At 63.7% G+C, this 26,776-nt stretch carries 28 protein-coding genes, 1 tRNA gene and 7 pseudogenes; 13 read left to right on the plus strand and 23 right to left on the minus strand.

The features are described from left to right. Positions 1–111 precede the first annotated feature (111 nt). On the plus strand, positions 112–1,026 hold the full coding sequence (gene nodI / locus B0G74_RS11190; protein WP_132374848.1) for a nodulation factor ABC transporter ATP-binding protein NodI: 915 nt from the start codon (positions 112–114) through the stop codon (positions 1,024–1,026). 94 nt (positions 1,027–1,120) lie between these two features. Continuing rightward, positions 1,121–1,948 carry an ABC transporter permease gene (locus tag B0G74_RS11195; protein WP_132374849.1) on the plus strand — a complete coding sequence of 276 codons (828 nt, stop codon included), beginning with the start codon at positions 1,121–1,123 and terminating at the stop codon, positions 1,946–1,948. Between the two features lie 86 nt (positions 1,949–2,034). Here the strand turns inward: B0G74_RS11195 and B0G74_RS11200 are convergent, their stop codons facing one another. After that, on the minus strand, positions 2,035–2,457 hold the full coding sequence (locus B0G74_RS11200; RefSeq protein WP_106283591.1) for a hypothetical protein: 423 nt from the start codon (positions 2,455–2,457) through the stop codon (positions 2,035–2,037). A gap of 342 nt (positions 2,458–2,799) precedes the next feature. Further along, positions 2,800–3,762: a LysR family transcriptional regulator gene (locus tag B0G74_RS11205; protein ID WP_132374850.1), complete on the minus strand. Its 963-nt coding sequence runs from the start codon at positions 3,760–3,762 to the stop codon at positions 2,800–2,802. Between the two features lie 226 nt (positions 3,763–3,988). On the opposite strand from B0G74_RS11205, the gene B0G74_RS11210 reads away from it, so the two are divergent. Both B0G74_RS11210 and B0G74_RS11215 read left to right on the plus strand, forming a co-directional pair. Further along, a complete protein-coding gene (locus B0G74_RS11210) occupies positions 3,989–5,392 on the plus strand; it encodes a M20 family metallopeptidase (protein WP_132374851.1) in 1,404 nt (467 codons plus the stop codon). A 64-nt stretch (positions 5,393–5,456) separates the two neighbouring features. Next, positions 5,457–6,740 (plus strand): MFS transporter, encoded by a 1,284-nt coding sequence (locus tag B0G74_RS11215; RefSeq protein WP_132374852.1) that lies wholly within the window; start codon positions 5,457–5,459, stop codon positions 6,738–6,740. A gap of 138 nt (positions 6,741–6,878) precedes the next feature. Here the strand turns inward: B0G74_RS11215 and B0G74_RS11220 are convergent, their stop codons facing one another. After that, positions 6,879–7,931, minus strand: coding sequence for an NADP(H)-dependent aldo-keto reductase (locus B0G74_RS11220; RefSeq protein WP_132374853.1), 1,053 nt, complete (start codon positions 7,929–7,931; stop codon positions 6,879–6,881). Between the two features lie 156 nt (positions 7,932–8,087). Between B0G74_RS11220 and B0G74_RS11225 the strand changes: the two genes are divergently transcribed. Continuing rightward, entirely contained in the window at positions 8,088–8,300 is a 213-nt protein-coding gene (locus tag B0G74_RS11225) for a DUF3820 family protein (RefSeq protein ID WP_132376917.1), read from the plus strand. Between the two features lie 207 nt (positions 8,301–8,507). Next, the gene (locus tag B0G74_RS11230) at positions 8,508–8,753 is read left to right on the plus strand and encodes a hypothetical protein (protein WP_132374854.1); all 246 of its coding nucleotides are present in this window, start codon (positions 8,508–8,510) and stop codon (positions 8,751–8,753) included. A 66-nt stretch (positions 8,754–8,819) separates the two neighbouring features. Here the strand turns inward: B0G74_RS11230 and B0G74_RS11235 are convergent, their stop codons facing one another. The 3 genes from B0G74_RS11235 to B0G74_RS11245 form a co-directional block, all read right to left on the minus strand. Next, a complete protein-coding gene (locus B0G74_RS11235; protein ID WP_132374855.1) occupies positions 8,820–9,470 on the minus strand; it encodes a trimeric intracellular cation channel family protein in 651 nt (216 codons plus the stop codon). A gap of 107 nt (positions 9,471–9,577) precedes the next feature. Next, positions 9,578–10,117: an adenylyl-sulfate kinase gene (cysC, locus tag B0G74_RS11240; protein ID WP_132374856.1), complete on the minus strand. Its 540-nt coding sequence runs from the start codon at positions 10,115–10,117 to the stop codon at positions 9,578–9,580. Further along, complete coding sequence (locus B0G74_RS11245) at positions 10,114–11,706, minus strand: sulfotransferase (protein WP_132374857.1); 1,593 nt, start codon at positions 11,704–11,706, stop codon at positions 10,114–10,116. Before B0G74_RS11245 ends, cysC begins: the two co-directional genes overlap by 4 nt. A 349-nt stretch (positions 11,707–12,055) precedes the next feature. Between B0G74_RS11245 and B0G74_RS11250 the strand changes: the two genes are divergently transcribed. Beyond that, positions 12,056–12,424 (plus strand): hypothetical protein, encoded by a 369-nt coding sequence (locus B0G74_RS11250; RefSeq protein ID WP_132374858.1) that lies wholly within the window; start codon positions 12,056–12,058, stop codon positions 12,422–12,424. A gap of 76 nt (positions 12,425–12,500) precedes the next feature. Here B0G74_RS11250 and B0G74_RS11255 read toward each other — a convergent pair. The 4 genes from B0G74_RS11255 to B0G74_RS11270 form a co-directional block, all read right to left on the minus strand. After that, positions 12,501–12,576: transfer RNA gene (locus B0G74_RS11255), tRNA-His, on the minus strand. Between the two features lie 88 nt (positions 12,577–12,664). Further along, the gene (dusA, locus tag B0G74_RS11260) at positions 12,665–13,666 is read right to left on the minus strand and encodes a tRNA dihydrouridine(20/20a) synthase DusA (protein ID WP_132374859.1); all 1,002 of its coding nucleotides are present in this window, start codon (positions 13,664–13,666) and stop codon (positions 12,665–12,667) included. A 117-nt stretch (positions 13,667–13,783) separates the two neighbouring features. Beyond that, positions 13,784–14,029 (minus strand): hypothetical protein, encoded by a 246-nt coding sequence (locus B0G74_RS11265; RefSeq protein ID WP_132374860.1) that lies wholly within the window; start codon positions 14,027–14,029, stop codon positions 13,784–13,786. A gap of 89 nt (positions 14,030–14,118) precedes the next feature. Continuing rightward, a complete protein-coding gene (locus B0G74_RS11270) occupies positions 14,119–14,343 on the minus strand; it encodes a hypothetical protein (RefSeq protein WP_132374861.1) in 225 nt (74 codons plus the stop codon). Positions 14,344–14,656: 313 nt separating this feature from the next. On the opposite strand from B0G74_RS11270, the gene B0G74_RS11275 reads away from it, so the two are divergent. Next, positions 14,657–14,923, plus strand: coding sequence for a hypothetical protein (locus B0G74_RS11275; RefSeq protein WP_091794641.1), 267 nt, complete (start codon positions 14,657–14,659; stop codon positions 14,921–14,923). A gap of 149 nt (positions 14,924–15,072) precedes the next feature. Here B0G74_RS11275 and B0G74_RS11280 read toward each other — a convergent pair whose 3' ends face one another. From B0G74_RS11280 to B0G74_RS11290, 3 genes are all read right to left on the minus strand, one after another. Continuing rightward, positions 15,073–15,441, minus strand: coding sequence for a glyoxalase superfamily protein (locus B0G74_RS11280; RefSeq protein ID WP_132374862.1), 369 nt, complete (start codon positions 15,439–15,441; stop codon positions 15,073–15,075). Between the two features lie 88 nt (positions 15,442–15,529). Next, positions 15,530–15,775, minus strand: a complete 246-nt coding sequence (locus B0G74_RS11285) for a hypothetical protein (protein WP_132374863.1) — start codon at positions 15,773–15,775, stop codon at positions 15,530–15,532. A gap of 112 nt (positions 15,776–15,887) precedes the next feature. Continuing rightward, positions 15,888–16,085, minus strand: coding sequence for a hypothetical protein (locus B0G74_RS11290; RefSeq protein ID WP_132374864.1), 198 nt, complete (start codon positions 16,083–16,085; stop codon positions 15,888–15,890). A gap of 150 nt (positions 16,086–16,235) precedes the next feature. Between B0G74_RS11290 and B0G74_RS11295 the strand changes: the two genes are divergently transcribed. Beyond that, a complete protein-coding gene (locus B0G74_RS11295; protein WP_132374865.1) occupies positions 16,236–16,550 on the plus strand; it encodes a hypothetical protein in 315 nt (104 codons plus the stop codon). Between the two features lie 6 nt (positions 16,551–16,556). On the opposite strand, the gene B0G74_RS11300 is transcribed toward B0G74_RS11295, so the two are convergent. The 4 genes from B0G74_RS11300 to ssuD are packed head-to-tail and all read right to left on the minus strand — an operon-like array spanning position 16,557 to position 19,878. Then, entirely contained in the window at positions 16,557–16,772 is a 216-nt protein-coding gene (locus B0G74_RS11300; RefSeq protein ID WP_012432764.1) for a molybdopterin-binding protein, read from the minus strand. A gap of 48 nt (positions 16,773–16,820) precedes the next feature. Then, complete coding sequence (locus B0G74_RS11305) at positions 16,821–17,822, minus strand: ATP-binding cassette domain-containing protein (RefSeq protein WP_132374866.1); 1,002 nt, start codon at positions 17,820–17,822, stop codon at positions 16,821–16,823. Next, entirely contained in the window at positions 17,819–18,661 is an 843-nt protein-coding gene (ssuC, locus tag B0G74_RS11310; protein ID WP_132374867.1) for an aliphatic sulfonate ABC transporter permease SsuC, read from the minus strand. Before ssuC ends, B0G74_RS11305 begins: the two co-directional genes overlap by 4 nt. Before the next feature lie 56 nt (positions 18,662–18,717). After that, the gene (gene ssuD, locus B0G74_RS11315) at positions 18,718–19,878 is read right to left on the minus strand and encodes an FMNH2-dependent alkanesulfonate monooxygenase (RefSeq protein ID WP_132374868.1); all 1,161 of its coding nucleotides are present in this window, start codon (positions 19,876–19,878) and stop codon (positions 18,718–18,720) included. A gap of 504 nt (positions 19,879–20,382) precedes the next feature. Between ssuD and B0G74_RS11320 the strand changes: the two genes are divergently transcribed. Continuing rightward, a complete protein-coding gene (locus B0G74_RS11320; protein ID WP_132374869.1) occupies positions 20,383–20,808 on the plus strand; it encodes a hypothetical protein in 426 nt (141 codons plus the stop codon). 90 nt (positions 20,809–20,898) lie between these two features. Here B0G74_RS11320 and B0G74_RS11325 read toward each other — a convergent pair whose 3' ends face one another. Both B0G74_RS11325 and B0G74_RS11330 read right to left on the minus strand, forming a co-directional pair. After that, positions 20,899–22,032 (minus strand): enoyl-CoA hydratase/isomerase family protein, encoded by a 1,134-nt coding sequence (locus B0G74_RS11325; RefSeq protein WP_132374870.1) that lies wholly within the window; start codon positions 22,030–22,032, stop codon positions 20,899–20,901. Between the two features lie 46 nt (positions 22,033–22,078). Continuing rightward, complete coding sequence (locus tag B0G74_RS11330; RefSeq protein WP_132374871.1) at positions 22,079–22,957, minus strand: TetR/AcrR family transcriptional regulator; 879 nt, start codon at positions 22,955–22,957, stop codon at positions 22,079–22,081. Positions 22,958–23,092: 135 nt separating this feature from the next. Between B0G74_RS11330 and B0G74_RS11335 the strand changes: the two are divergent. Further along, a pseudogene (locus B0G74_RS11335) lies at positions 23,093–24,091 on the plus strand (NAD-dependent epimerase/dehydratase family protein). A 48-nt stretch (positions 24,092–24,139) separates the two neighbouring features. On the opposite strand, the pseudogene B0G74_RS11340 reads toward B0G74_RS11335, so the two are convergent. Further along, positions 24,140–24,425: pseudogene (locus B0G74_RS11340) on the minus strand (DUF1488 domain-containing protein). A gap of 176 nt (positions 24,426–24,601) precedes the next feature. Continuing rightward, positions 24,602–24,848: pseudogene (locus B0G74_RS46550) on the minus strand (hypothetical protein). A 332-nt stretch (positions 24,849–25,180) separates the two neighbouring features. Between B0G74_RS46550 and B0G74_RS11350 the strand changes: the two are divergent. Beyond that, positions 25,181–25,373, plus strand: a pseudogene (locus B0G74_RS11350) (hypothetical protein). A gap of 75 nt (positions 25,374–25,448) precedes the next feature. After that, positions 25,449–25,841, plus strand: a pseudogene (locus tag B0G74_RS11355) (hypothetical protein). Positions 25,842–25,936: 95 nt separating this feature from the next. On the opposite strand, the pseudogene B0G74_RS11360 reads toward B0G74_RS11355, so the two are convergent. Next, positions 25,937–26,293: pseudogene (locus tag B0G74_RS11360) on the minus strand (multidrug efflux SMR transporter); the annotation flags it as partial. Beyond that, a pseudogene (locus tag B0G74_RS11365) lies at positions 26,220–26,719 on the minus strand (heme-degrading domain-containing protein). The pseudogenes B0G74_RS11365 and B0G74_RS11360, both read right to left, overlap by 74 nt. Positions 26,720–26,776 lie beyond the last annotated feature (57 nt).

The raw sequence follows: 26,776 nt of genomic DNA on the forward strand, positions 1-26,776 counted from the left end.
GCTTCGGACTGTCGGGGGCGAACCAACAGCGTCCCGCCGATGCCCTAGAATAGGCGGCCTCCCCCGGCCATTCGCGTCATTCACGTCTTTTCCCGGAGACTCGTTCGATCCATGCCCGAAGCCGCCATCGAATTTCATCAGGTCAAAAAAAGCTACGGCGAAAAAACGGTCGTCGATGGACTGTCGTTTCATGTCAACGCCGGCGAATGCTTCGGCCTGCTCGGCCCGAACGGCGCGGGCAAAACCACCACGTTGCGCATGCTGCTCGGCATCGCGGCGCCGGATGCGGGCACGATCCGTCTGTGCGGCGAGCCGATCCCCGGCCGCGCGCGCGTGGCGCGGGCGCGCGTCGGCGTGGTGCCGCAGTTCGACAATCTCGATCCCGACTTCACGGTACGCGAGAACCTGCTGGTGTTCGGCCGCTACTTCGGCCTGAGCGCCGCGCAATGCCGTGCGATGGTGCCGTCGCTGCTCGAATTCGCGCGGCTCGAAAGCAAGGCGGAGGCGCGCGTGAGCGAATTGTCAGGCGGCATGAAGCGGCGCCTCACGTTGGCGCGCGCGCTCGTCAACGATCCCGATGTGCTGATCATGGACGAGCCGACCACCGGCCTTGATCCTCAGGCGCGGCATCTGATCTGGGAGCGGCTGCGCTCCTTGCTCGCGCGCGGCAAGACCATTCTGCTGACCACGCACTTCATGGAAGAAGCCGAACGGCTCTGCCACCGCCTGTGCGTGATCGAGGAAGGGCGCAAGATCGCGGAAGGCGCGCCGAGCGCGTTGATCGCATCCGAGATCGGTTGCGATGTGATCGAGATCTTCGGGCCCGATCCGGTGGCGTTGCGCGATGAACTGGCGCCGCTCGTCGAGCGCACCGAGATCAGCGGCGAGACGCTGTTCTGCTATGTCAACGACGCGCAGCCGGTGCATGCCCGGCTCAAGCAGCGCGCGGATCTGCGCTATCTGCATCGACCGGCGAATCTGGAGGATGTGTTCCTACGGCTCACCGGGCGCGAGATGCAGGATTAGAGGCGCATCGAGACCGGCCTCGCACGCAACGCGCTACCGATACAAAGACACCCCAAAAGGAAGTTCCGTAGAGGAACACCGCACGAGACACGCAATGGACGCACGCACTTACGAAACCCCGGGCGATACGCCGTCGAAACAGGAAGCCTTCGCCGCCTTTCCCGCGAACGCAAGCAACTGGATCGCCGTGTGGCGCCGCAACTATCTGGTGTGGAAGAAGCTCGCGATCGCCTCGATGTTCGGCAACCTGGCCGATCCGATGATCTATCTGTTCGGCCTCGGCTTCGGGCTGGGGCTGATGGTGGGGCATGTCGACGGCGTGTCGTATATCGCGTTTCTCGCGGCGGGCACGGTGGCCTCTAGCGTGATGATGTCGGCGAGTTTCGAATCGATGTATTCGGGCTTCTCGCGCATGCACGTGCAACGCACCTGGGAAGCGATCATGCATACGCCGCTGACGCTCGGCGACATCGTGCTCGGCGAGGTGATCTGGGCGGCCAGCAAGGCGGTGCTCTCGGGCGCGGCGATCATGCTGGTGGCCGGCGCATTGGGCTACGCGAATTTGCCGTCGATGCTGCTGGCGTTGCCGGTCATCGTACTGACCGGGCTCGCGTTTGCGAGCGTCGCGATGGTCGTGACGGCGCTCGCGCCTTCGTACGACTTCTTCATGTTTTACCAGACGCTGGTGTTGACGCCGATGCTGTTGCTATCCGGCGTGTTCTTTCCGGTGTCGCAACTGCCCGCAGTGGCGCGAGGCGCCACTCAGCTGTTGCCGCTGGCGCATGCCGTCGACTTGATGCGGCCGGCCATGCTGGGCCGGCCCGTCGACAATGCGCTGTGGCATGTGGCCGTGCTGGCCGCGTATGCGGTGGGCGGGTTTATCGTGTCGGCGATTCTGTTTCGGCGCCGGATGATGAAGTAGGTTTTCCGGCTTTCGACAACCACGCACCACAGGCGCCGATACCCGCAATCAACCCGGTATCACCGCCTGTCGCGAACCGGGCTTGCTTAGTCCTCGTCGTCCGTCCACGGAATGTCCACGTCGGAGATAAACGCCACCGTGGCGAATGGGCCGCCGTCCTGACGCCCGATCTTGCCGTCGGCGCGCTGCCACTCGACCCGGAACACCGTGCCCGGATCGTCGGCGATCAGACGGACCGTACGCACTTCGTCCGGATCGGCTTCTTCGACGGGACCGTCGAGCGAGATCTGCAGTTCCTGCGGCCACAGCCCATCGGCCGGATCGTAGATCTTGTCGCCGTCGGGAATCAGTGTGAAGGCTTCCACGCCGATCGTCGCCGACGCGTCCACGATCATCTTGCCCAACGCGCGCAGCAACGCCGTGGCCCGCGCCGAATTCGCCTGACGGATTGCGAGATCCCCGCGCGTCAGCGCCTGCTCAAGTTTTGGGTTTGTTTTTTGTTGCGCCATTCGATGTCCTGAGTCCTATCGCTCTGTTGTGGATGGCACGCGAATTCGAGCGCGCGCCGCTGTCCATTTTTCGGGCTGAATCCTACCACCGGTGTCCCCAAGATGACTTCCTTCGGTGCGTGCACTGCAGCATTGCCTGCCATGCAGTGCGCGTCTTCAACCCGCCCCGTCCACCACAGTTTAGGTCGTGATTCGCGTTCCGGCTGGGACATTTGCCTTTCATTTGGTAGCGAATGGATCGCTATCGCACGCATGCGGCCAGCCTGCTTCGTGGTGCGCTGGCGCTCGCAAACCCTGTTTCGCCGCGTTGATGCCACGTGGATTTCCCAAGCCCTGGAGCCGTCAGCGGGTGCTCCTGCTGCGCTTTCGCATGGCCGTAGAGGAAGCCGCGTCGGCTGGCTTCGCGCCCGCGATTTCCGCGATCAGATGATCCCGGAATGCCCTCACCGACTGCGGCAGTTCACGCCCCGCCATGGTCTGCACCTGAATGCTGCGCTGGCGCATCTGCGGATGCGTCATCGGCATCACGACGAAGCCGTCGCCGGCATAACGATCGCGCACGGACAGCAGGCCCGTGAACATGATCGCGCCGGACTTCTGCGCGTAGCGGTACATGGCGCCGCTGTTGTTGCAGGTGAGCTCGGGCTCGAGCAGGACGCCTTCGAGCGCACAGGTAATGTCGATCAACTGACGAATCGTCGTGCCGGGTTCAGGCAGCACGAGCGGATAGCGCTGCAAGTCGGCGAGCGACACTTTCGCGCGCATGGCCAAGGGATGATCGGCGCGCAACAGCGCCAGCACCGGTGCGCGTTCCGTGTGCTCGACCTTGACGCCCTTCTCCGGCGCGAGGCTGAAGGTCAACGCGAGGTCGGCGTCGCCGTCGCGCACCTGACGGGTCGCCTCGCCCGGCGACATGACCGAGAGCGTGAAGTCGATGCCCGGATACTGAACCCGGAAGCTTGCCATCGCGGTGGGCAGGAAGTCGGCGGCGAAGCCTTCGGAACTCGCCACCTTGATCATGCTGCCATGCAAGGACTCGAGGCCGCCGATCTCCTTCATCACATGCTCGGCATCGAGCAGGCTGCGCTGCGCGTAGGCGAGCAGGCGCTCGCCGGCTTCCGAGAGCGCCATGCCGCGCGGACGCCGTTCGAAGAGCGCGACGCCGAGGTCGCTTTCGAGCCGCGCGACTTGCCGGCTAATCGCCGAGACAGCGACATGCAAGCGCGCGGACGCGTCGCTGAGCGAGCCAGTGCGAGCGACCTCGACGAAATAGCGCAGCGCGATGCCATGCAGCGAAAGTGCCATGCCATGTGCCTCGTTCAACGGATGCGCCGCCGAGCCAATGTCCGCGAGCGCTTCAACTCAATGCAGCAAGCTTTGCCTTTTCGGCAACGCAAGCTTCGAAAGACGATCATTGTGACAAAAAAAACGGCCTTCTAGAATCGGTTCGAAGCTGCAGGCCACGTCCAATCGAAATCAGACAAGACCACGCGCCGCCCGCCCCCACATTCCGCCCGCATTGGAGACACCCATGAGCCGCATTCAGGCCATCGAGCACGCCACCCATCATTTCGAATCCGGCGCCTTTCTCGAGACCCTCAACCGTCGCGTCGGTTTTCGCACCGAAAGTCAGGAGGACGATCGCGCCGCCACACTGCTGTCGTATCTGACCGACGAGATCACGCCCGAAGCGGCGGCCCTCGGTTTCCGCACGCGCATCGTCACGAATCCGGTGGATGGCTTCGGGCCCTTCCTGATCGCGAGCCGCCACGAGGGCGATCATCTGCCGACCGTGCTGATCTACGGCCACGGCGACGTGGTGCGCGGCTACGACAGCCAGTGGCGCGCGCCGCTCACGCCGTGGGCCGTGACCGTCGAAGGCGAGCGCTGGTTCGGCCGCGGCACCGCCGACAACAAAGGCCAGCACAGCATCAACCTCGCCGCGCTGGCGAGCGTGCTCGCCGCGCGCGACGGCAAGCTCGGCTTCAACGCGAAGCTGCTGATCGAGATGGGCGAGGAAACCGGCTCGCCGGGACTCGACGCGATCTGCCACGCGCACCGTGAAGAACTGGCCGCCGACGTGTTGATCGCCTCAGACGGTCCGCGTCTTGCCGCGCGCCGCCCCACCGTGTTCCTCGGCTCGCGCGGCTCGGTGAACTTCAAGCTGTCGTTGAATCTGCGCGACGGCGCGCATCATTCGGGCAATTGGGGCGGTCTGCTGCGCAATCCGGCCACGGTGCTCGCGAACGCGTTGGCGAGCCTCGTCGACGCGCGCGGCGTGATCGCTGTCGACGGTTTGCGCCCGCCGCCGATTCCCGAAGCGGTGCGCCGTGCGCTCGCCGATATCACGGTAGGCGGCGGCCCGGGCGATCCGGCCGTCGACGAGAACTGGGGCGAGCCCGGCCTCACCGCGCCCGAGCGCGTGTTCGGCTGGAACAGCTTCGAAATACTCGCGTTCAAGGCCGGCAATCCGGAGAACCCGGTCAATGCGATCCCGTCGTCGGCGTTCGCGCATTGCCAGTTGCGCTTCGTGGTCGGCACCGATTGGGACAACCTCGAACGGCATCTGCGCGCGCATCTGGATGCGCACGGCTTCTCGCAGGTGCGGATCGACGTCGAGCGCGGCGCGCCCGCCACGCGTCTGAACCCGGACGATCCGTGGGTCACGTGGGCGATCGCCTCGCTTGAGCAGACCACCGGCAAGAAGACCGCCGTGCTGCCGAATCTGGGCGGCACGCTGCCCAACGAAGTGTTCGCCGACACGCTCGGCCTGCCGACCATCTGGGTGCCGCACTCCTACCCCGCCTGTTCGCAGCACGCGCCGAATGAGCACCTGCTCGGCCCGGTCGTGCGCGAAGGTCTGCAGATCATGGCCGGCCTCTTCTGGGATCTCGGCGAGAACTCGCCGCACGCCGTACCTCACGCCGCAACCTGAGCGACGCCCGGACCAACCGGGCGCAAGCCGCCGTTATCCGCATCTGTCACGAGGCACGTCCACGATGAGCACGTCCACTTTGCAAGCCAGCGCCGCGCGGCCGTCCGCCGCGAAGGTCCATCGCATCATTCTCGCGGCGTCGATCGGCAACGCGCTCGAATGGTTCGACCTCGTCGTCTATGGTTTCTTCGCGGTGACCATCGCGAAGCTGTTCTTTCCGGCGCGCACCGAAGCGATCTCGCTGATGCTCACGCTCGGCACCTTCGGCATCTCGTACATGATCCGGCCGCTCGGCGGACTCGTGCTCGGTTCGCTCGCGGATCGCGCCGGACGCAAGGCGTCGCTGCTGCTGTCGATCGCGCTGATGATGATCGGCACCCTGACGATCGCCGTGATGCCGCCGTATGCGGCGATCGGCCTGTGGGCGCCCGCGGGCATCATGCTCTCGCGGCTCGTGCAAGGTTTTTCGGCCGGCGGAGAGTTCGGTGCGTCCACCGCGTTTCTGGTCGAGCATGCGCCCGAGCGCCGCGGCTTCATGGGTAGCTGGCAGTTCGCGAGCCAGGGTATGGCGACGCTGCTCGCCTCGGGTTTCGGCGCGTTGCTGACGAGCCAGCTCACGAGCGCGCAACTCGAATCATGGGGATGGCGCGTGCCATTTCTGTTCGGCCTCGCGATCGGTCCGGTCGGCTTCTACATCCGCCGTTACGTGGATGAAGGCGCGGAGTTCAATGCAGAGCCCAAAGCCCGCACGCCGCTGCGCGACCTGTTCGGCACGCAGAAGGTTCGCATGACGCTGGCGGTCGGCTCGCTGATCATTTCCACGGCGGCCAATTACATGATCCTGTACATGCCGACCTACGCGATCAAGCAGCTGCACCTGCCCGCCTCGACCGGCTTCGCGGCGACACTCGCCACCGGCGTGGTGCTCACGGTGCTGACGCCGTTCGCGGGCCATCTGTCCGATAGCCTCGGACGCATCCGCATCATGGCGACGGCCGCCGTGCTGATGCTGCTCACGGTGTATCCGGCCTTTATGTATATGAACGCGCATCCCTCGTTCGTGACGATGCTGCTCGCGTTGATCTGGATCGGCGTATTGAAGGCGACGTATTTCGGCGCGCTGCCCGCGTTGATGTCGGAGATTTTCCCGACGCAGACGCGTGCGACCGGGCTCGCGGTGAGCTACAACATCGGCGTGACGGTGTTCGGCGGCTTTGCGCCGTTCGTGATCACGTGGCTGATCGACGCAAGCGGCAACAAGCTCGCGCCTGGTTTCTATCTGATGTTCTGTGCGGTGGCGAGTTTGCTCGCGCTTTATGCTGTACGCGGGAAGCTGAAAATCCGCTGAGAGCGTACGTCGAGGTCAAGGCGGCGGCGTTGTAAAAGCGAAGCACGCCACCGCTTTGCGAACGCCCCGGCCGCGAAGCCGGGGCACAGTCACGCATGATTCGAGCCGGACCCAAACCATGCGCTCAACGCTCGCGCATCAAGGCGCCGGATTCGGCTGCAATTCATGCAGCGCGTCGATTTCCGCCAGCACTTCCGGCGAGAGTTTCACCTCGGCGCTCGCGATGTTTTCCTTCAACTGCTCGAGCGAGGTCGCGCCGATCAGATTGCTGGTCACGAACGGCCGGCTATTGACGAACGCGAGCGCGAATTGCGCGGGCGACAAACCGTGACGCTTCGCCAGCTCGACGTAACGCGTGATCGCCTGCACCGCTTGCGGCTTGCTGTAGCGCTGAAAGCGCTCGAACAGCGAGATGCGGGCGCCGGCCGGACGCGCGCCGCCTTCATACTTGCCCGTCAGCCAGCCGAAGGCCAGCGGCGAATAAGCCAGCAAGCCGATGTGATCGCGATGCGCATACTCGGACAGACCCACTTCGTACGTGCGATTGACGAGGCTGTACGGATTCTGAATGCTGACGATGCGCGGCAAGCTGAGCTTTTCGGCCGCGCGCAGAAACTGCGCGACGCCCCACGGCGTTTCATTCGACACGCCAACGTGGCGCACCTTCCCCGCCTTGACGAATTCGGCGAGCACCGACAGCGTTTCTTCGATCGGCACCGTATAGGCGTCGTCGACCCACGGATACGCGGGGCGGCCGAACGTCATCGTGCTGCGATCCGGCCAGTGCAGCTGATACAGATCGACGTAATCCGTTTGCAGGCGCTTGAGGCTGTCGTCGAGCGCTTCGGTCAGATTCTTGCGGTCGAACTGGTTGCCTTTGCCACGAATATGAGTCGGGTTGTGCGGTTGACGCGCCGGGCCGGCGATCTTGGTGGCCAGCACGATTTTCTCGCGGGCGCTGCGATGCTGCGCGAGCCACGTGCCGATGAAGCGCTCTGTCGAACCCTGCGTCTCGGCACGCGGCGGCACGGGGTACATTTCAGCGGTGTCGATCAGATTGACGCCGTGATCGAGTGCGTAATCGATCTGCGCGTGCGCTTCCTGCTCCGTGTTCTGCTCGCCCCACGTCATGGTGCCGAGACCGATCAGGCTAACCTGCACATCGGAGTCGCCGAGTCTGCGGTATTCCATTGAACTTGTCCTGTTGATAGGTTGAACGAAAAGCGCATGACGTTACCATGCCCGCGCGATACCTGCAGGGCAGGCTAAAATGCGGTTCCAGCGGGCGCCGCCCGCTTTGCCGCGCAAAACGTGTCGCGGCGGTTTCCCAGCGCCGACCCTTCTGCAATGAATCCCGAACATCTCGAACTGCTGGTCACGCGCGTCATGCCTTACGGGAAATATAAAGGCCGCATCATTGCGGATCTGCCCGGTCATTATCTAAACTGGTTTGCTAGCCAAGGCTTTCCGCCGGGCGAAATCGGCCGGCTGCTGGCGTTAATGCACGAGATCGATCACAACGGTTTGAAGTCGCTGCTCGAGCCATTGCGCAAGCGCTGATCGCCTCGCGGCGAAAGCCGCGTGAAGCGCCGTGAAGCATGGTTGAAAGTTGCCCTGCAGGCGTCGTGCAAGCAATGTCGGCCTGTACAAATTTATACAGTCTTTTGCTTGTACCTTGCCGGCTGAATGGACTTTAATCCACGTAGGTCTTCGCGCAAACTTCCATGATTCGCGCTATCGTCCGCCTGTCATCTTGCCTGTCTGTCCATGTCTGAATTCAGCTTGTCCGCGCTGCTCGAATTTATCGGCCACGACCTCTCGCCGGTACGGGCGGTCATCGCGTTCTTCCTGATCGGCTACCTCGTCGTCGGACTGCCTGTGCATTTCCGCCAGGGCGCCGCATCGCGCGACATCTGGGGCACCGCCGCCGGCGTCACGATGGCTGCCATCTATGCGGCGTTCATCATCGGCGTGTACCCGGCTTTGCATCATTCGGCCGGGTTGTTGCGGTAACGCGAGGCCGATTCGAAGCGCGCCTTGCATATGCGTGTGCGTGTGCCTACGGTCGATGCGCATCGCTTAAACGGGCGACACCTTCGGCAGCTGCCAGCCGTAGGTCAACGCGAGCACGCGCAAGATGAAGCACGCCGAGCCGCCCGCCAACGCCGCCCCGCCCGGTGTCAAGCCGGCGCGACGCGCCACCACCACGATGAACGCCCCCGCGAACGCAGCCGTCGCATAGATGTCGGCATGCAGGACGAGCGGCACGCGCGCCAGCAGCACGTCGCGAATCACGCCGCCGCCCACACCCGTGACCGTGCCCATCAACATCGCGATGAACGGACGAATGCCGAACAGCAGCGCTTTTTCCACGCCCGCCACGGCGAAGAGCGCGAGGCCGGCAGCATCGAGCACGGTGACGAGCGCGACGGGAAACTGCTGCGCCGTCGAGTGGAAAATGAAGGTGAGCAAACCGGTGACGAAGGTCAGCGCCGGATAGCGCCAGTCGCGGATCGCGTTCGGCGGCGAATCGCCGATCAGCAGATCGCGAATCACGCCGCCGCCGAGCGCCGCGACAAACGAAATCACCATCACGCCCAACAGGTCGAGACCACCGCGTATCGCGCTGAGCGCACCCTCGAGCGCAAAGACCACCGTGCCCGCCAGGTCGGCCGCCAGCACCAGTGTTTCGACGTTCAGCCTGAGTTTTCGTATCGGCAATGTCGGCATCGACGCTTCACCCCTTCTGTCCCCGAGAAATCGAAACGGTATAGCGAAACGTCGTGGGCCGGGTGAGAAATCTGCGCATGGCTCGCCGGGTTTCAGGACGAAGCGCGCTAACCGCTCAGACGCCCCGTCGCGACCAGATGCGCGAGCAGGCGATCCACTGATTCGTCGACTGGCATCCGGTCGCTCTCGATCTCCACATCGGATGCGAGCGGCGCTTCGAAAGGCCCGGAAATGCCGGTGAAATGCGGAATCTCGCCGCGCCGCGCGCGAGCGTAAAGCCCTTTGGCATCGCGGGCTTCGCAGACCTTCAACGGGGCATTCACGAACACTTCGACGAAACCGTCACCGACAATTTCACGCGCCGAACGCCGATGCCGATGCTCCGGCGAAATCACCGCGGCAATCACAACGTAGCCCTGCTGCATGAAGAGCGCCGCGACATGCGCGACCCGCCGCAAGTTCTCGGTGCGGTCCTCGGGCGTGAAGCCGAGGTCGGCGTTCAGTCCGCGCCGCAGCACATCGCCATCGAGCACGATCGCGGCATGCCCCGCTTTCCTCAGCCGCTGATGCAAGGCGTTGGCGAGCGTCGATTTGCCGGCGCCGGAAAGCCCCGTCATCCAGATCACGGCGCCGCGGGACGCGCTCATGAGCGACGCTCCGTGCCGCTGGCCGCGACCTCGTCAGCCTCGTGGTGACACGCCGGAGCGAGTTCCGGGCCCAGGCCCTCGAGCAATGGTTGCAGCAACGCGCGTTGCGGCTGCCAGCGTTGCAGCGACGTCTTGTACAGCGGACGGCGCACCTGCGCGGAACTGGCCGTGTTCACCTGGCGAGTGGTCCGATAAAACGACAGACAGCGTTCGTCCCAGTCGAGCCCGCAATGCGCGAGCACGCGGCGCACATTGGCTTCGAAATCGCCGACCAGTTCTTCATACTTGACCTCGATCATCACACCTTCAGGAAGCACGCGTTGCCAGTGAGCCATCAAGGCGTCGTACGCGCGGTAGTAGCGGCCCAGTTCGCCGAGATCATAGCTGAACGGCACGTCGTGAAAGATCCGCGAAAAAATCGACAGGCAGGTTGGTAACGGCGCGCGGCGGCTGTGAATGAAGCGGGCGTTCGGCAACGCGAGATGGATCAGGCCGAGGTTGATGAAGTTGAACGGATATTTGTCGGTGAAGTGCGTGTAGTTCGCAGCCGGACTGCACTCGTCGTTTTGAGCGAAGTCCCGGAGTTCCGGCAACGCATTGCGCATGCGACGCAGATAGTCCGCGCCGAGCGTGCGCAACGGCGCGGCGCCGACGTCCCACAATGCTTCGATATCGATCCGCAACGGATCGCCGAGATCGCGGCGGATGCAATTCACCAGCGCCTCGCCGAATTCCGTGCGCTCGCCCGCGCCGAACACTTGAGGATGGCTCGCAAGAATCTGTTCGATCAAGGTCGAACCCGAGCGCGGCATGCCGACGATAAAAATCGGCGCCTGCGATGCGTCGCCGAGACCGCGCTTCGCCGCCAGCACGTCGGAGGTCATCAGCTCCGGCAGATGCGCGAACAGGCCGAGCGTTTCCGCTTCGTTATACCGCACGCCGGCGCGGTGCAGCGCATTGCCCTTCAGGAAGTGATCGAACGATACGTCGTTGCGGCCCACGTCGGACAGCGCCTGGCCGTACGCGAAGTGCAGCTCCGCCTGATTGGCCGGCGTGAGCGACGCGGCCTCGTCGACGAGGCGCGCCATCGCGAGGAACACGGGATCGTCGGCGGCGAGGCGCTTGGACTGCACGAAGTTGCGGTAATACAGCGGCACTTGCGGCGCGGCTTCGATCGCGCGGCGATACGCTTCGTGCGCTTCGTCGAAACGGCCGAGCGCCTGCAGGCAGTTGCCCATGTTGTTGTGCGAGCCGTCGGCTTGAGGATTTACGCGCGTCGCCTCGCGATAGGCTTCCACCGCCGGTTCGAGCCGATGCATCTGCTCGAGCGCCCAGCCAAGGCCGTGATGCGAATCCGTATCGCGTGGATCGAGCGCGATTGCTTCGTGATAGCGGACGACGGCTTCGGGAAAACGGTTCAGCGCGGCGAGCGTGGCCGCGAGGCGCTGCTGAACGAGTGCGTCCGAAGGATCGAGCGCGCGGGCGGTCTCGTAACGTTGGAGCGCGGCGTCGAGTTCACCGCGCGCGGCGCAGGCGTCGCCTTCGGCGCGCCATTCCGATGCGGTAGCCGGCTGCGGATCTTGCTTCATTGACGGCTGGATTTTTGCAGGCTTCGCATCGAGCGGTCCTGACAGTGAGCGAGTGCGATCTTTTCATCCAGCCCGGCAAGCGGCACGGTCGGGAGTCGAAGGTAATTGTCTGAAGGCAACTTAACAGGCGCGCCCTACAGTTGCGTTTCGAATATTTAACTAACTGTTACAGCACGACGCATGGGTAAGGCGTGGAAAGCTTGTCGCCCCGCCTTATCGCCATGGCTTTCGATGGCCATGCAAGTCTGAGCGCCGCGCCGTGTCATGCGCAAACCGTAATTTGTGGACACAAATGCAGCTGAACTCCTGCGCGTGCGTTTTTTCTGAATCACATGCGAAGGAGAAAATCGTGAGCAAGCTCATTGCATCAATGGCGCTGTTGGCAGTGACGGCCGGTCTGACCGGATGCGCGGTCGCACCGGGATATGACTACGGCTACGCGCAACCTTATTACCCTGACTACGGCTATGCCTACGGGCCGCCGTATGCGCCGGTTTATGGCAGCGTCGGCATCTATGGCGGCTGGGGTGGGTCCTGCTGTTATCGCGGCGGGTACTGGCATGGCGGCCATGGATGGCACGGCGGAAACGGATGGCACGGCGGCGGCGGTGGCTGGCATGGCGGTGGATATGGCGGATCTCACGGCGGCAGCAGCGCTAGCGGCGGGGGAAGTTCGTGGAGCAGCGGCGGTGGCAGCCACGGAGGACATGGGCATTGAAACCGCGACCCAAAACAAAAACGGCGTTGTGATTTCTCACAACGCCGTTCGTAAAACTTTTACTGCTTGAATTCTTTGGGGTGGCTGATGGGGCTCGAACCCACGACAACAGGAATCACAATCCTGGACTCTACCAACTGAGCTACAGCCACCACTGACATCTGCTTGACTCGCCGTAAAACTTGGCTCGTCGATGAAGAAACGAGATTATACGAACAAGAATCCCGTTTGCCTAGTCCTTTATTCAAAAATTTCGATGGGCTCGCGCAGATGCTGTCTTGCCTCGTCGAAGATGGTCAGGTCGCGCGCGGCGAGCCGCTTGCTATCGGACAACACGCGACGCCATCCACGTGCGCCCGCTTCGCCGCGATAGAGACCGAGCGCATGGCGCGTGATGGAGCCGAGATAAGTGCCGCGCGTCATTTCAGCGGCACAATACTCGATCAGCTTCGCTTCGACCTGCTCGCGAGTCAGCGGCGTTTCCGTCGAACCATAGAAGCGCGCATCGACATCGGCCAGCAGATACGGGTTGTGATAAGCCTCACGCCCGAGCATCACACCGTCGACGTGTTGAAGATGCGCGTCCACTTCATCGAGCGTCTTGATGCCACCGTTGATGATGATCTCCAGATGCGGGAAGTCGCGCTTCAGCTGATACGCAAACTCATATTTGAGCGGCGGAATCTCGCGATTCTCCTTCGGACTCAAGCCCTTGAGAATCGCGTTGCGCGCATGCACGACGAACACATTGCAGCCGGCTTCCGCAATCGTGCCGACGAAATCGCGCACGAAACCATACTCTTCCACGGCATCCACGCCGATGCGGTGCTTCACGGTGACCGGCACCGACACCGCATCGCGCATGGCCTTCACGCAGTCGGCGACGAGTTGCGGCTCGTTCATCAGGCACGCACCGAATGCGCCGCGTTGCACGCGCTCGGATGGGCAACCGCAGTTCAGATTGATTTCGTCGTAGCCCCATTGCTCACCGAGCTTCGCCGAGCGCGCAAGGTCGTCAGGTTCGCTGCCGCCCAGTTGCAAAGCGACCGGCGCTTCTTCGGGCGTGAACGCGAGATGGCGCGGCACGTCGCCATGCAACAACGCGCCGGTCGTCACCATTTCCGTGTAAAGCCACGTATGGCGAGAGATCACGCGATGCAGGGAACGGCAATGACGATCGGTCCAGTCCATCATCGGTGCGACCGACACGCGGCGCGGACTGGGAATATGAGGTGAAGACATGGGGCGGCCAGACGGCTTGATTCAAAACACCGATTTTACCGCAAGGCGTGAAATCGCCGGCCCGGGCGGGTTACTGGTCACCTGCGCTTCAATTGATTGACACCAAAACGCTGAGCTTCAGCGAGTCGCGCCCGAGACGTTCGTTCCGCCCTCATCCGTTTTAGCCTGCAGCAAGCCGGTGTTGCGCATGGCCGATACCACGTCCTCGATGCGCGCGTCCTCGATCAGGCGTCGGCCGGCGCGCAGGCGCCGTGCGTTCGTCAAATCGATCGCGCGCTGCAAATCGGAAGTTTCAGCGGCGATATATACGGCCATCCCATAGCCATATTTATCGGCGAGCTTGTAGTCGAAGAAGTATTTCATGCTCCCGTTTTCGGCAGGCGCGCCGAAAACTTTACAGCGGGCTCACGAGAGCATGCGAAACGGTCGCCCCTCGCGGAACAGATCAGCCATCAGTGCTGCCCCGCGTTCAACAGCATCCATATCTGCTTCCGAGGCTCGCCGGCAAGGACGCGCGCGAACGCCGCTCGACAGCGCACGCACGTGTAGTGCTCCTCCGCTCGCTCGTCCTTCACTGCCCCGCGACTGTTCAACGTCAGGTTGTCATGCGGGCGATGGGCGGCCGGCAAGCCAAAAAGCTCGAAGCAGTCGGCGCACGGTTGAATCCACAGGTCCATCGAAGTGCTCCCCAAGGCAACTAATCAGACTGAACGCCGATTCGTACCCCGCTGCCAATCGCGATTAACCCGCACCGCCACCCGGGTCTTTGACGCCCCAAAACGCTTGGCCGGCGGGGTCGGAACACCGCTAACGCTTGACCCGCTTACCTTCAGCCGATTATTTCAGAATCAAGAACAGTAATTTCAGATTATCGGCACAAATTTTCAATAGTAGGGGTATACACTGCCTCCCATCGACGTTGCAGACACACCTCACCGGCCCCTGCGACGCCTTCCTGAATTGAAGTCGAAACGTTATCGGAGTCACACCATGAAGACCAAGCTCATCGCCGCCCTGCTGGTTGCTGTTTCTGCCTCGATCGCTGCTCCCGCCTTTGCTAGCGGCTACGGCCCGGCACCGTTCTACCGTCCGTCGGTCGGCGCACCGGCTTCGCAACAAGGCCAGAACGCACAAACCGTCGCAGCTGAACGCGCCAACGCTGAATCGAATGCCTACGGCGGCGTGAACAACGTGTCGTCGCAATCGGGCGCCAAAGAGCCGGTTTCGGGCCCGCAATCGGTTTTCTTCGGCCACTAAGCAGTTGCCGTTGAACCGGCTGCCTCACGAGGGCAACCGGTAAACTGGGCGCCGCGCATGCAGTATCGATGCCGGCGCCCAGTTGCGTTTACGCGGCATTCAAGCCGCACCATTGCACGCCGCTCACTGCTCAGCGACTGAGCGCCCGCCTAGTCGCCCTTCGGCGATTCGCAAAACCGGATCCGGTTGCCAAACGGATCGACCGTCTCCAGCACCCTTCCCCACGGCAACGTTTCAACGCCCGGCTTTCCATATTTGTAGTCTTTGCGCTGAAGTTCGGCATGAAACGCGTCGATGTCCTGCATCGGCACGAAAATCGTCGAACCCGGCGTGGCGTCGCCATGATGCTCGCTCAAGTGCAGGATCAGATCGGAGCGCCGCACCTGCGCATAGAGCGGGAAATTCTCTTCGAACCGGTGTTCCCATTCGACAGTGAAGCCGAGAAAGTCCACGTAAAACTCCCGGGCTTTTTCCTCGGAAAAGATACGGATGATCGGGATGGCACGCGCGAAATGCACAGCGGTCTCCAGCTAGTCATGGCGGGACAGCCAGCTTAATCGAACGCGTTCGCAATTTCACCCAGGCGCGCAAGGAACGGCGGCCAGGCTAGGCGGCCAGGCCGCCCGCGTCGATCGCTGCGCGCGCCGCCTGGAAGCCCGCCTCGGCCGCGGCATGCTCCGTGCACCATAAGGTGTCGATGTGCACGAGCCGCCAGTCGAGCACAACCACGTCGCCCCGCAACACCCGAAAATGCGCTTTGACGCCTGTCAGCACCTGCTCGACGGCGACCTCGATGTCGTAGTCCTGATAGCGCTCCTGGTAGTCCCCCATGTCGAGGCCCTTCGGCTCCATGTGCGCCTCCGTGGTGTCGCCGTGAATGTGATGGCCAGACTTGTCCGGCGAGCACGCTCGACGGCTCGCGGAACGATTCGGCCCGAGCGTCAGGCCGACCTTGCGCTGACGATCAATCGCAATCGCCAGAAAGATATTGCCGGCCGTTGCAGGTGATTTCGACGTCGCCGCCGCTCGCTTCGGCAACCAGGCCGCCCGCCAGCAATTCGGCTGTGATGGACTGCGCCAGTTTCGGCGCCTCCTGTCCGACGCCGACGTCGTTCAGACGCCGCAAGGCTTCAACCGCTTCGGGACTCAATGACTTCGACATGGCCGTCTCCGTCTACATGCTCAATTCATCCTAGCAAGTTTCGGGGACGTATGCAGGCGCGCGTCGAGGCACGCGGGTTGCGTGGCGGGAGTCATCCCACCAGCGTAACAGCGGCGAAACCGCCAGGCGGCATCGCCAAGGAGGACAGACATGGAGCGAAGCAGATGGGCGGCGCTGACAGCGGGCGTCGCGCTGGCGGTAGCCGGCACGAGTGGCACGGTGACATTCGCACAGACGGCGAAACCGGGAACCGCGCAACAAGCAGGGCAAACCGGACAAACGACGAAAAACCCGGCCCAGGCAGCGCCGCAAAACGACAACTCGTCGATGGTCAAGCCGCCCGAGTCCGCCTCGGGCTCAGGCGGCTCGAGCAATCCCGACAACATGCCGATCAAGCGTCCGACCAAGCCGACCAACGACAGGATGACGCACGAGCCGCCCGCCAGCGGCGCGAACGCAAAATAGTGAGCCTCAGAGGCGCGCGATGGACACCTCCGTCGACTTCACCAGCGCGATCACTTCCGAGCCGACCGTCAGCTCGAGTTCGTCGATGGAACGCGTGGTGATCACCGAGGTGACGATACCGAATGGCGTATCCACATCGACTTCGGACACCACCGGTCCGCGGATGATTTCCTTGACCTTGCCTTTGAACTGATTGCGTACATTGATTGCGGAAATGCCCATATCGAGTGACTCCAGAAAAGCGATTTAGAAACAGTCAGTCAAGCAATGTCAAACGGCCCAGCGAACTTCCGTCGGTCGCCTGAGACGGCCTTCGTCACGTGCGTCGTATGCGCGATGGGACAGCGCGTCGTCATTCGGCGCCGTCTTCAGTACGCGTTGCAGCACATGTTCTTCGAGCGCGGCAAAACCGGCCGACGCGCGTGCCCGCGGACGCGCCAGCGGCACCGGCTGATCGAGCGCGATGCGCCCTTCTTCGATCAGCAGGATCCGGTCGCCGAGCGCCACGGCTTCATGCACGTCGTGCGTGACCAGCAGCGCGGTAAATTGATGCTCGCGCCACAACCGCTCGATCAGCGCGTGCATTTCAATGCGCGTCAGCGCATCGAGCGCGCCGAGCGGCTCGTCGAGCAACAGCAATTGCGGCCGGTGCACGAGCGCCCGCGCCAGCGCCACCCGCTGACGCTGACCGCCGGAAAGCTGCGCGGGCCAGTCGTTGGCGCGCTCCAGCAAGCCGACTTCGGCGAGTACGGCGCGGGCGTCCTCACGGGCGCTGCGGCCGAGGCCGAGCATCACGTTTTGCAGGACGCTCTTCCAGGGCAGCAGACGCGCGTCCTGAAACATGATGCGGGTGTCGAGCGGGCCGCCTTCCTCGGTGCGCTTTTCGAGCACGCCCGAAGTGGTCTTTTCCAGACCGGCGACGAGCCGCAGCAAGGTCGACTTCCCGCAGCCGCTGCGGCCGACGATCGCCACGAAACTGCCGCGTTCGATCGACAGATTGAAATCGGACAGCACCTGGCGCTCGCCATAACGTTTGCCGACGCCGCGCAATTCCACCGAATAATCCTCGGCGCGGCGGGCGTCGTTGCGCGCGAGCGTGCCGGCCGACAGCGCCGTATCGACACGCGCCTGATGATGGTGCGCTGCATCGGCATATTCGCGGTCAGCGGCTTCATGCGCGTCATGATCGACGGTGCGCGCTTGCGCCAACTCGGCTTCGAGATCGCTGCCGGCAATCCCGCCGAACGACGCGGACAAGGTCGTTGCGCTCATGATTTCGCTCCTCGTTGATAGGCCGGGTGCCAGCGCAGCGAGACGCGCTCGAGACTCTTGGCCAGCACGTCGGCGAGTTTGCCGAGCGCTGCGTAGAGCAGAATGCCGACCACCACCACATCGGTTTGCAGGAATTCGCGCGCGTTCATCGTCATGTAGCCGATGCCCGATTGCGCGGAAATGGTTTCGGCGACGATCAGCGTGACCCACATCAGCCCGAACGCGAAGCGCACGCCGACCAGAATCGAGGGCAACGCGCCCGGCAGAATCACGTGCCGGTACAGCGCGAAACCCTTTACGCCATAACTGCGCGCCATTTCGATCAGGTTGGCGTCGACCGAACGAATGCCGTGAAAAGTGTTCACGTAGATCGGGAAAAACACGCCCAGCGCGACGAGAAACACCTTCGCCTGCTCCTCGATGCCGAACCACAGAATCACGAGCGGAATCATCGCCAGCGCCGGGATGTTGCGGATCATCTGCACGGTCGAGTCGAGCGCGATCTCGGCGGGTTTGAACAGACCCGTCGCGAGTCCAAGCACGAGGCCGATACCGCCGCCAATCGCGAAACCCGACACCGCGCGCCACGTGCTGACCTTCACGTCCGCCCACATTTCGCCGGACTGGATCAGCGACCACGCGGCCTTCACGACCGCGAGCGGTTCAGGGAGCACGCGCGTCGACAGCACGCCGCTCCTCGCGGCGAATTCCCAGGCCAGCAGAATCGCGAGCGGCGCGAGCCACGGCGCGAGATGCGCGCCGATCCGGCGCAACGTGTTCAAAGCCACGCCGGCCTCGGCGCCTTCGTGCTGCCCGGCGCTCACAGTGGATTGAGCCATGCTTGCGTTCCTCATTGCTTATCGGTGGTGATGCCTGCTGCTCACAACACGCGAGTTCAGCTCGAACTCGCCGCCTTCGGCAGATAGTTGTTGCCGACGATCTCGCCGAACGGCCCCGACAGCGGTCCACTCGACACCTTGTTCTGACGGTTCGGCAGCAGCGGAAACACCAGCTCGGCGAAGCGATACGACTCTTCCAGATGCGGATAGCCCGACAGAATGAAGGTGTCGATGCCGAGCTCGGCGTACTCCTTCATGCGCGCCGCCACCTGCTCCGGGCTGCCGACCAGCGCCGTGCCCGCGCCGCCTCGCACGAGGCCGACGCCCGCCCACAGATTCGGATAAACCTCGAGCTCCGCGCGGCCGCCGCGCTTGCCGCCGTGCAGCGCGGCCATGCGGCGCTGACCCTCGGAGTCCATCTTCGAAAACGAGGCCTGGGCGCGCGTGATGGTTTCGTCGTCGAGCTTACTAATCAGCTTGTCGGCGGCGGCCCACGCTTCTTCTTCCGTCTCGCGCACGATCACGTGCAGACGAATCCCGAACTTGATCTGGCGGCCATGCGCCGCGGCGCGCGCGCGAATATCGGCGATTTTCTTCGCCACCGCTGCGGGCGGCTCGCCCCACGTGAGATAGGTATCGATATGCTCGCCCGCCATGTCGTGCGCGGCCGGCGACGAACCACCGAACCACAGCGGCGGATGCGGGTTCTGCACGGGCGGATACAACGCCTTGCCGCCCTTCGAACTCAGATGCTTGCCTTCGAAATCGATCGCGTCGTTGGTGTGCGAGGCGGCCAGCAGCTTGCGCCAGATGTGCAGGAATTCGTCGGTGATTTCATAGCGCGTGTCGTGGTCGACGAACACGCCGTCGCCTTCCAGTTCGGCCGCGTCGCCGCCCGTCACGACATTGATCAGCAGACGCCCGTTCGACAGGCGGTCGAAGGTCGCCGCCATGCGCGCGGCCAATCCCGGCGACGAAATGCCAGGGCGGATCGCCACCAGAAACTTCAGGCGTTTGGTCGCGGCGATCAGGCTCGACGCGACGACCCATGCGTCCTCGCACGAGCGGCCCGTCGGCAGCAGCACGCCCTCGTAGCCGAGCGTATCGGCAGCGACGGCGATCTGCTGGAAATAGTCGTAATCGGCTGCGCGTGCGCCTTGGGACGTACCGAGATAGCGGCTGTCGCCGTGAGTCGGAATGAACCAGAACACATTCATTTGCTGCTCCTGCATGGTCGAAACTGGATTGAATGAAGACGGTGCGTCGAGCGTTCGCGCACACGCCGGCCGCGCGCATCCATCCGGCACACAGCCGGACGGTGCATCGCAAAGAGGCGGAAAAAATTCGGTAGCGGCGCTGGTTAGCGGCGACAGCGGACCCACCGGAGCGCGGGCGCCATGTGGCGGGTGAAGATCGGCATCAGGCAGGACATCGCGACGGCTTCCCTCGACCAAACGTGCGCGTCATGCGCTCGATTAAACGGCGACGGCGGCAAACACCGTCTGCATGGAGAAACAGTCTATGGATCGGGCTGCGGCTTTTGAACGATTTTTTTTAGCTTAGGTTTTCCACTTTCGTGATTAGCCCGACGCTAAAGCATACGGATGTTGCGCGTTGTGCACGCTGGAAAGGCAGGGTCACTATATATAATGGCGCACGTTTCCAATAATCCCGGTACAGGCCATGCGAACCACGCCGCCTGTACCCTGGCGGTGCAATGCATGCAAAAACTCATCCTGCCGTTCGTCGCCGGTTTTCTGGCTTCCCTGTTCTTTCACGAATCGACGCTGGCGCTGCTGCATGCAGCCGGGATGATCGACCCGACCGGTTTTTCGACCGCGCCGTTTTTACCGCTCGGGTTGCCTGAGTTCATCGCCAATGCGATCTGGAGCGCGTTCTGGGCCGTGCTGATGGCGTGGCTCTTGCGCGTCGCGCCGCATCGGCGTGCGCCGTGGGTGCCGGCTTTCGTGTTCGGCGGCATTGCGTTGACGGCGGCGAGTGTGTTCGTGATCGATCCGCTGCGCGGCATCTGGCCGAGCGGCAACATGCTGCCGCGCCTCTCCGTGGGGTTCGCGGCGAATGCGATGTGGGGCTGGGGCGCGCTGGTGTTCATGCGCGCGTTCATGGCGAGTGAAGACGAGGAATGAGCGGCTTGGCCGCTTGGCCGCAGGGTCAGTCGCAACGCTATGCCGCCGGCAAGGGCCGCATAGCATGCTGAACCTGGAATCGCTCGCGCCTTAACCGCGCAAATCCCGCAGCGGGTGTTCGTTCGCCGGCCACGGGCTCTCGAACATCTTCTCCACCTCGGCGGGGTTCACGTCTTCGATGCGCGCAAAGCGCCAGCGCGGCGCGTTGTCCTTGTCGATGATGCGTGCGCGAATGCCTTCGATCGTGTCGCCGTGCAGAAAGCTCGAGCGCGTCAGATCGAGATCGCTACGCAGCACATCGGCCATCGAACCCTCGGCGCGCGTCACCACTTCCAGCGACACCGCCATCGACAGCGGCGAACGTTCTCGCAACACCGCAATCATCTGTTCGGCCCAATCGGCGGCGCCGCCGCCGTTGCGCTCTCGTTCAAGCGACGCGAGAATCCGCGCGACATCCGGCAACGCGAAGTGACGATCGATCAACGCACGCGCGTTCGCCAGCGACGACGCCTCCGGTCGCGGCACGACCTGATGCGCAAGCGTCTCGCGTTCGATGCACGCCACCACGTCCGCGCCGCGCTCGAACCGCTCGCCGCGCAAGGTGTCGACCAGCGCGGGCAAGGCCGCGTCATCGATGTAGGTGTCGGCGAGACCCGCGTAGAGCGCGTCGGCCGCGCCGATCGTTTCGCCGGTCACGGCCAGATAGCGGCCGATCGCGCCCGGCGTGCGGGCCAGAAACCAGCCCGCGCCGACATCGGGAAAGAGGCCGATGCGGGTTTCGGGCATCGCCATCTTGATCGAACCGGTAACGACGCGCAGACCGCCGGTGCGATGCGCGCCCTGCGAAATGCCCATGCCGCCGCCCATCACGACGCCGTTCATCAACGCGATATACGGCTTCGGATAGGTAAAGATCGCGTGGTTGAGCCGGTATTCCTCGATGAAAAACGTGTCGCGCGCGTCATGCTCGCCGCGCTGCGCCGACTCGTAGAGAAAGCGGATGTCGCCGCCCGCGCAGAACGCGCGCGGGTGCTGGCTGCGCACCACGACGGCGAGCACGTCCGGATCTTCGCGCCACTGGTCGAGCGCCGCGTGCATCGCGCGAATCATGCCGGTCGACAGCGCGTTGAGCGCCTTCGGCCTTTCCAGTTCGATGAAACCGATGCGGTTGGCTACGTAAGTCGCGACTTCGTCGCTGATGGCGGGCGAGGCGGAAATGGACATGGAGAGCTAAGCGCAACGGCGCAAAGTGAGGTGGAATTGAACGTTATCACGCACTCGTGGCTTTGCGCCTGGGAGCGGGCACGCTGACACTGCTCGCCGCCTTCGCCGATTTTTTGGCCGAAGGCTGAGCAGCGGGCTCGTTGTCTGGTTCCGGCTCCAACTCCTCCGACGATTCGGTGCGCACATCAGGAGATTTTTTCTTGCGCGGGCCGGCGGTGGTCTTGGTGCTCTGCGGTTGCGTTGCGTGCGATGCGCCCAGCCAGGCGCCGAGCGCGACCTCCACCACCGTATCGAGCGGCGCGCTCGGAAACACGGGACACGTGAGGTTCAGGGCAACGATGCCGTGCAGGTTCGCCCAGAACGCCTCGGCCCACACCGCCACATCCATCGACGCCGACAGACGCCCCGCTGCTTTGAGTTCTTCGAGCGCGGAAATCATGATGTGCAAGGCGGCCTCGCCGGGATCGTCCTCGGGTGCGGCCGCTTCGCCGCTTGCCTCGTCAGACGCCGTGATCCCAGTGTCCTCGCCTGCCACCGCCTTACCCTTCGCCGCGCCGCCCAACGCCGCGCCGGTGTAGCTCGGATCTTCCATGAAGATGAGCCGGTACGTTTCCGGATGCGCGACGCCGAATGCCACATAAGCCCGCCCGAGCGCCTTGAGCCGCTCGGCAGGATCGGCGATGCCCGCGAGCGGCACGAACGTCTCCAGCAGTTGCGCGTACCCCTCCGCGCACAACGCTTGCGCGATCTCATCGCGGCTTGCGAAGTGCAGATACAGCGTGGCCGGTGAATATTCGATGGCGTCGGCGATTTTGCGCATGGACAGCGCGGCAAAGCCTTCGCGCATCACGATGCGCCGCGCGGCATCGAGGATGCGTTCGCGCAGTGCCTGTTTCTGGCGGTTCTTTCGTTCGGCGATTCCCATGACGAACATTTTCGGGTTGACAAACTGAAAAGTCAAATTAAACTGAACACTGTTCACTGAACGGTGTTCATTAAATTTTCGAACATCAGTTGCAATTCATGCGGACGCGATGCGGCGCCGCTTCAAGGAGTCGTCATGCAAGTCACAGGCAAGGTGGGTTTATTCGGCGCCGCGGGCGCGGCCGGTCAGATCATCGCGGCGGCGCTCGGCGCGGCGGGTCGCGACTATCGGGTAGTCGGCCGCTCGCGCCAGCCGCTCGAGGCCGCGTTCGGCCACGATCCCCACGCGGAGATCGTCACGTGGAATCCGGACGACCCGGCTTCGATCCGCGCGGCGTCGCAAGGCCTGCAGACGGTGATCTATCTGGTCGGCGTGCCCTACGATCAGTTCGCCGCGCATCCGCCGCTCATGGAGAGAACGCTTGCCGGCGTAACGGCAGCGGGCGTCGAGCGCCTCATTCTGATCGGCACGGTGTATCCGTACGGCCGCGCCCGCGCCAATCCGATCCGCGAAAAACCATCCGCGTGAGCCGCATACGTTCAAGGGCCAAATGCGGCTCGCGCAGGAAAATCTGGTGCTGGCCGCACATGGCAAGGACGGCCTCTCGACCCTCGTGCTGCGCCTGCCCGACTTCTACGGTCCGGGTATCGAACGCAGTCTGCTGAACGGCGTGTTCGAAGCCGCGGCTAACGGCAAACGCGCGCAGGTGATCGGCCCCGTGGATGTGCCACATGAATTCATCTATCTGCCGGATATCGGACCGGTGGTCGAACAGCTCACCCGCACGCCCGAGGCGTATGGACGGTGGTGGCACCTCGCCGGCGCGGGCACCATCACGCAGCGCGAAGTGGCGCGGCAAGCCTACGCGCTGGCGGGCCGCCAACCGAAGCTGATGGTGGCGGGCAAAACCTGCTGCGCATCCTCGGCCTGTTCAATCCGTTGATGCGGGAACTGGTGGAGATGAATTACCTGATGACCGAACCGGTCGTGCTCGACGACTCGGCGTTGACCGAACTGATCGGCCCGATCGCCAGGACGTCGTATGAAGAAGGCATCCGCCATGCGTTCGATGCCGCGCGTGAGTCGGCATCGGCAAATGCAGGAGCGAACAGAAGCGCCGCGAGCGCGGCGTGAATGAGGATACGAGCACTGTCCGGGTACGGCGCTGGTGTGGCAGCGCCACTATCCCGCTACGTTGCCCGGCGGAAAGTGGCCACTCTTGAGCAGCACGGGCGTGCCGTTGCTGATCTGCAAGTGCTCGCGCGCGACCGCTTCGATGCGCGGACGTCCGGCGTCGAACGCCCGCATCCAGCCTTCCAGGTCCTCGGAGTAGGCGCCGAAGTGATCTTCGAGCGCTTCCACCGAGATCGCGCACGGCACCGGCTCGCCGTCCACCAGTGCGGGGAAAGACAACGGTCAGATTCGAGTCGCGGTAAGCGGGCGCGTCCGCGGGAAACCGAATTTCCATGGTCGCCTCATCAGAAAGATCCGGCAGGGAACCGGCGCCGGCGAGAACTGGCCGGCCCCGGACAACGTCGATATGGTACTCGCGCGGCCGGATTGCGGTCCAGCCTGCCGCAGCGCTTTCGTCAGCGGTATTGTCGATGTTCGCAGTCACGCTGTGCTCCGCCTTACTCACTGCCATCAAGCGCCTCCCAACAAGCGGTCGACGTAATCGCGCGCCCGCCTGCTCGACGAAGACGAGCGCCTCCTCTTCGCTGCCGAAGCGCTGCCCGTCGCCGAGTTCAAGCAAGGTTTCCATTCGGTGAGGATCGTCCGGACCGTGTTCAGCCAGGCTCACCGAGCCGACGTAGATCCCGCTCGCACTGCCGGCGGCCGCGGCCGGCATGTCGGCCACGGCCGCCGGCACGAGGCGCGCGGCGGCGCTGATGTAATAACCACGGTAAGGGGCCGCTGACCCGTTTCAGCCATATTCGTTCTCCTCGTTGCAATTCATAGGCGGACGCCGCGTGGACCTGCGTTCGATACGTCTGCCTGTGCGTTGACCTTCATGTCGCCGGTTGCGTCCGCGCGGCCGGTGCAGCACGCGCGTCGGGCGCGCGGCCAACCAGTATGTAAGGGCGCCTCGCGAGCCGATTAGTTCTGTCCGACTCACGCGGCGACGGACCCGATCGCACTTGTTCGGTTCGCGCCGGTCGAACGGGATCATCGGCACGGTCCGTGCTGCCGCGACGACGCCTTTTCGAGTTCAGCGAGCGCAATATGGGAAAATATTTTCTGCAAAACCACGAATTGCCCGAGCCGGATGGCGGCGAACACATGGTTTGCTTACGCCGAAAGCCACGGCATCGACATTCCAAAAGCCATCAGCATCTGGGAAGACGCGGCCACCAAGGAGGGCGAGGAAAGCCGCCGGGTGGTCAGCGCGGCGGGCATTACGATCGAAACGCCCTGAACGTCTTGCGAGACTCGACAGGCGCTCCTGGTCCACGTGGCAAGCCCGAATATCAATCTGAAAGGAAACAACACGATGCATTTCATGACGCAACTGCGCCGCGCCGGCCGCCTCGACCGCTTCCGAACCAATGCAGTGTTTGCGCTGGTTCGCCGGACGTCGCTGTCAGCCGCCGTTCCCGCCGCCGTGCTGCTCGGCGCGGCGGGCCTCGCCGGCTGCGCATCGTCGAACACCACGTCGCTGATCAATCTGCCAAACGGCCAGACCGGCTTCGCCGTGAATTGCAGCGGCGCCGACGCCGCTTCCAGCTGGGCCTCCTGCTACGTGCAGGCCGGCAAGGCATGCGGCGCGACGGGCTACGACATCGTGTCGAAAAGACAATGAGAAGGCGGCACGGCCGGCGGCAGCGTCACGAACGTCGTCTCGGCCAACGTGAAAAACCGCTCGATGATCGTGCGCTGCAAATAAGCGCCCGCGGCGCCTGGGTTCGCGCGGCGGCTCAGTGCGCCTGCATCTTTCGAAAACATGTTCAGCACGGCAACCCCGGCAATGATCAGCCCGAGCCCGATGAAGGCCGGCACGTCGGGCACCTGCCGGTACAGCAGCACCGCGACGAGCGTGATCAGCACGATGCCGGCGCCGGACCACACCGCGTAGACGATGCCGACCGGAAATGCTCTTGAGCGTGAGCGACAGGCAATAGAACGCCAACGCCGGTAGCCGAGCACGACCACCGCTGAAGGCAGGAACCGCGAGAAGCCCTCCGACGCGCGCATCGCGGACGTCGCGATCACTTCGGCCACGATCGCGATGCCGAGCAAGGCATAAGGAGGCAGCCGCATCGCCTCAGGCCTTTGCAAGCGCGAGCTTGCTGTAGTCGTGGCCGAGATGCGCGCACAGCGCTTCCACCACCAGCTCATGATCGCCGCGCTGCGGCAGACCCGACACCGTGATCGACCCGATCACGCCCGCGCCCGCCACCGTCAGCGGAAACGCGCCGCCATGCGACGCGTACTCCGTAGCAGGTAAGCCGTGCTTGTCGGCGAGCGTGCCGCCGGCCTGCTGCATCTTCAGGCCGATCGCGTACGAGCTGCGGCGGAAATGCGCAACCGTGTTGCTCTTGCGGGCGCACCCAATCGACGTTGTCCGGCGTCGCGCCGTCGAGCAGACTGAAGAAGAGCGGCTGACCGAAGGTGCGCAGGTCGATCGCAACGGGGATTACCGCGCGCCTTGGCGACCTCGTGCAGATAGGCGCCGACTTGCCACGCGCGGTCGGCATCGAATTGTGGGAACACCAGCGCGTGTTCCTGAGCGGCAATCACCTGCAGATCGTGAGCGATATCCATGGAGTTCAGAGCAAGGTAAGGGGTGGAGCGTGCGCCGCCGTGCGTGCATGGCGGCGT

It is taken from the genome of Paraburkholderia sp. BL9I2N2 (genome assembly GCF_004339745.1).
Classification (GTDB): Bacteria; Pseudomonadota; Gammaproteobacteria; order Burkholderiales; family Burkholderiaceae; genus Paraburkholderia.

Coding starts and splice junctions, on each gene's coding strand:
- B0G74_RS11320 (WP_132374869.1), top strand. CDS start 20,383: ATGCAAAAACTCATCCTGCCGTTCGTCGCCGGTTTTCTGGCTTCCCTG.
- cysC (WP_132374856.1), bottom strand. CDS start 10,117: ATGAGCGCGTCCCGCGGCGCCGTGATCTGGATGACGGGGCTTTCCGGC.
- ssuC (WP_132374867.1), bottom strand. CDS start 18,661: ATGGCTCAATCCACTGTGAGCGCCGGGCAGCACGAAGGCGCCGAGGCC.
- B0G74_RS11225 (WP_132376917.1), top strand. CDS start 8,088: ATGAATCCCGAACATCTCGAACTGCTGGTCACGCGCGTCATGCCTTAC.
- B0G74_RS11290 (WP_132374864.1), bottom strand. CDS start 16,085: ATGTCGAAGTCATTGAGTCCCGAAGCGGTTGAAGCCTTGCGGCGTCTG.
- B0G74_RS11265 (WP_132374860.1), bottom strand. CDS start 14,029: ATGAAATACTTCTTCGACTACAAGCTCGCCGATAAATATGGCTATGGG.
- B0G74_RS11275 (WP_091794641.1), top strand. CDS start 14,657: ATGAAGACCAAGCTCATCGCCGCCCTGCTGGTTGCTGTTTCTGCCTCG.
- B0G74_RS11300 (WP_012432764.1), bottom strand. CDS start 16,772: ATGGGCATTTCCGCAATCAATGTACGCAATCAGTTCAAAGGCAAGGTC.
- ssuD (WP_132374868.1), bottom strand. CDS start 19,878: ATGAATGTGTTCTGGTTCATTCCGACTCACGGCGACAGCCGCTATCTC.
- B0G74_RS11305 (WP_132374866.1), bottom strand. CDS start 17,822: ATGAGCGCAACGACCTTGTCCGCGTCGTTCGGCGGGATTGCCGGCAGC.
- B0G74_RS11195 (WP_132374849.1), top strand. CDS start 1,121: ATGGACGCACGCACTTACGAAACCCCGGGCGATACGCCGTCGAAACAG.
- nodI (WP_132374848.1), top strand. CDS start 112: ATGCCCGAAGCCGCCATCGAATTTCATCAGGTCAAAAAAAGCTACGGC.
- B0G74_RS11235 (WP_132374855.1), bottom strand. CDS start 9,470: ATGCCGACATTGCCGATACGAAAACTCAGGCTGAACGTCGAAACACTG.
- B0G74_RS11220 (WP_132374853.1), bottom strand. CDS start 7,931: ATGGAATACCGCAGACTCGGCGACTCCGATGTGCAGGTTAGCCTGATC.
- B0G74_RS11295 (WP_132374865.1), top strand. CDS start 16,236: ATGGAGCGAAGCAGATGGGCGGCGCTGACAGCGGGCGTCGCGCTGGCG.
- B0G74_RS11210 (WP_132374851.1), top strand. CDS start 3,989: ATGAGCCGCATTCAGGCCATCGAGCACGCCACCCATCATTTCGAATCC.
- B0G74_RS11205 (WP_132374850.1), bottom strand. CDS start 3,762: ATGGCACTTTCGCTGCATGGCATCGCGCTGCGCTATTTCGTCGAGGTC.
- B0G74_RS11215 (WP_132374852.1), top strand. CDS start 5,457: ATGAGCACGTCCACTTTGCAAGCCAGCGCCGCGCGGCCGTCCGCCGCG.
- dusA (WP_132374859.1), bottom strand. CDS start 13,666: ATGTCTTCACCTCATATTCCCAGTCCGCGCCGCGTGTCGGTCGCACCG.
- B0G74_RS11330 (WP_132374871.1), bottom strand. CDS start 22,957: ATGGGAATCGCCGAACGAAAGAACCGCCAGAAACAGGCACTGCGCGAA.
- B0G74_RS11230 (WP_132374854.1), top strand. CDS start 8,508: ATGTCTGAATTCAGCTTGTCCGCGCTGCTCGAATTTATCGGCCACGAC.
- B0G74_RS11245 (WP_132374857.1), bottom strand. CDS start 11,706: ATGAAGCAAGATCCGCAGCCGGCTACCGCATCGGAATGGCGCGCCGAA.
- B0G74_RS11325 (WP_132374870.1), bottom strand. CDS start 22,032: ATGTCCATTTCCGCCTCGCCCGCCATCAGCGACGAAGTCGCGACTTAC.
- B0G74_RS11285 (WP_132374863.1), bottom strand. CDS start 15,775: ATGGAGCCGAAGGGCCTCGACATGGGGGACTACCAGGAGCGCTATCAG.
- B0G74_RS11270 (WP_132374861.1), bottom strand. CDS start 14,343: ATGGACCTGTGGATTCAACCGTGCGCCGACTGCTTCGAGCTTTTTGGC.
- B0G74_RS11200 (WP_106283591.1), bottom strand. CDS start 2,457: ATGGCGCAACAAAAAACAAACCCAAAACTTGAGCAGGCGCTGACGCGC.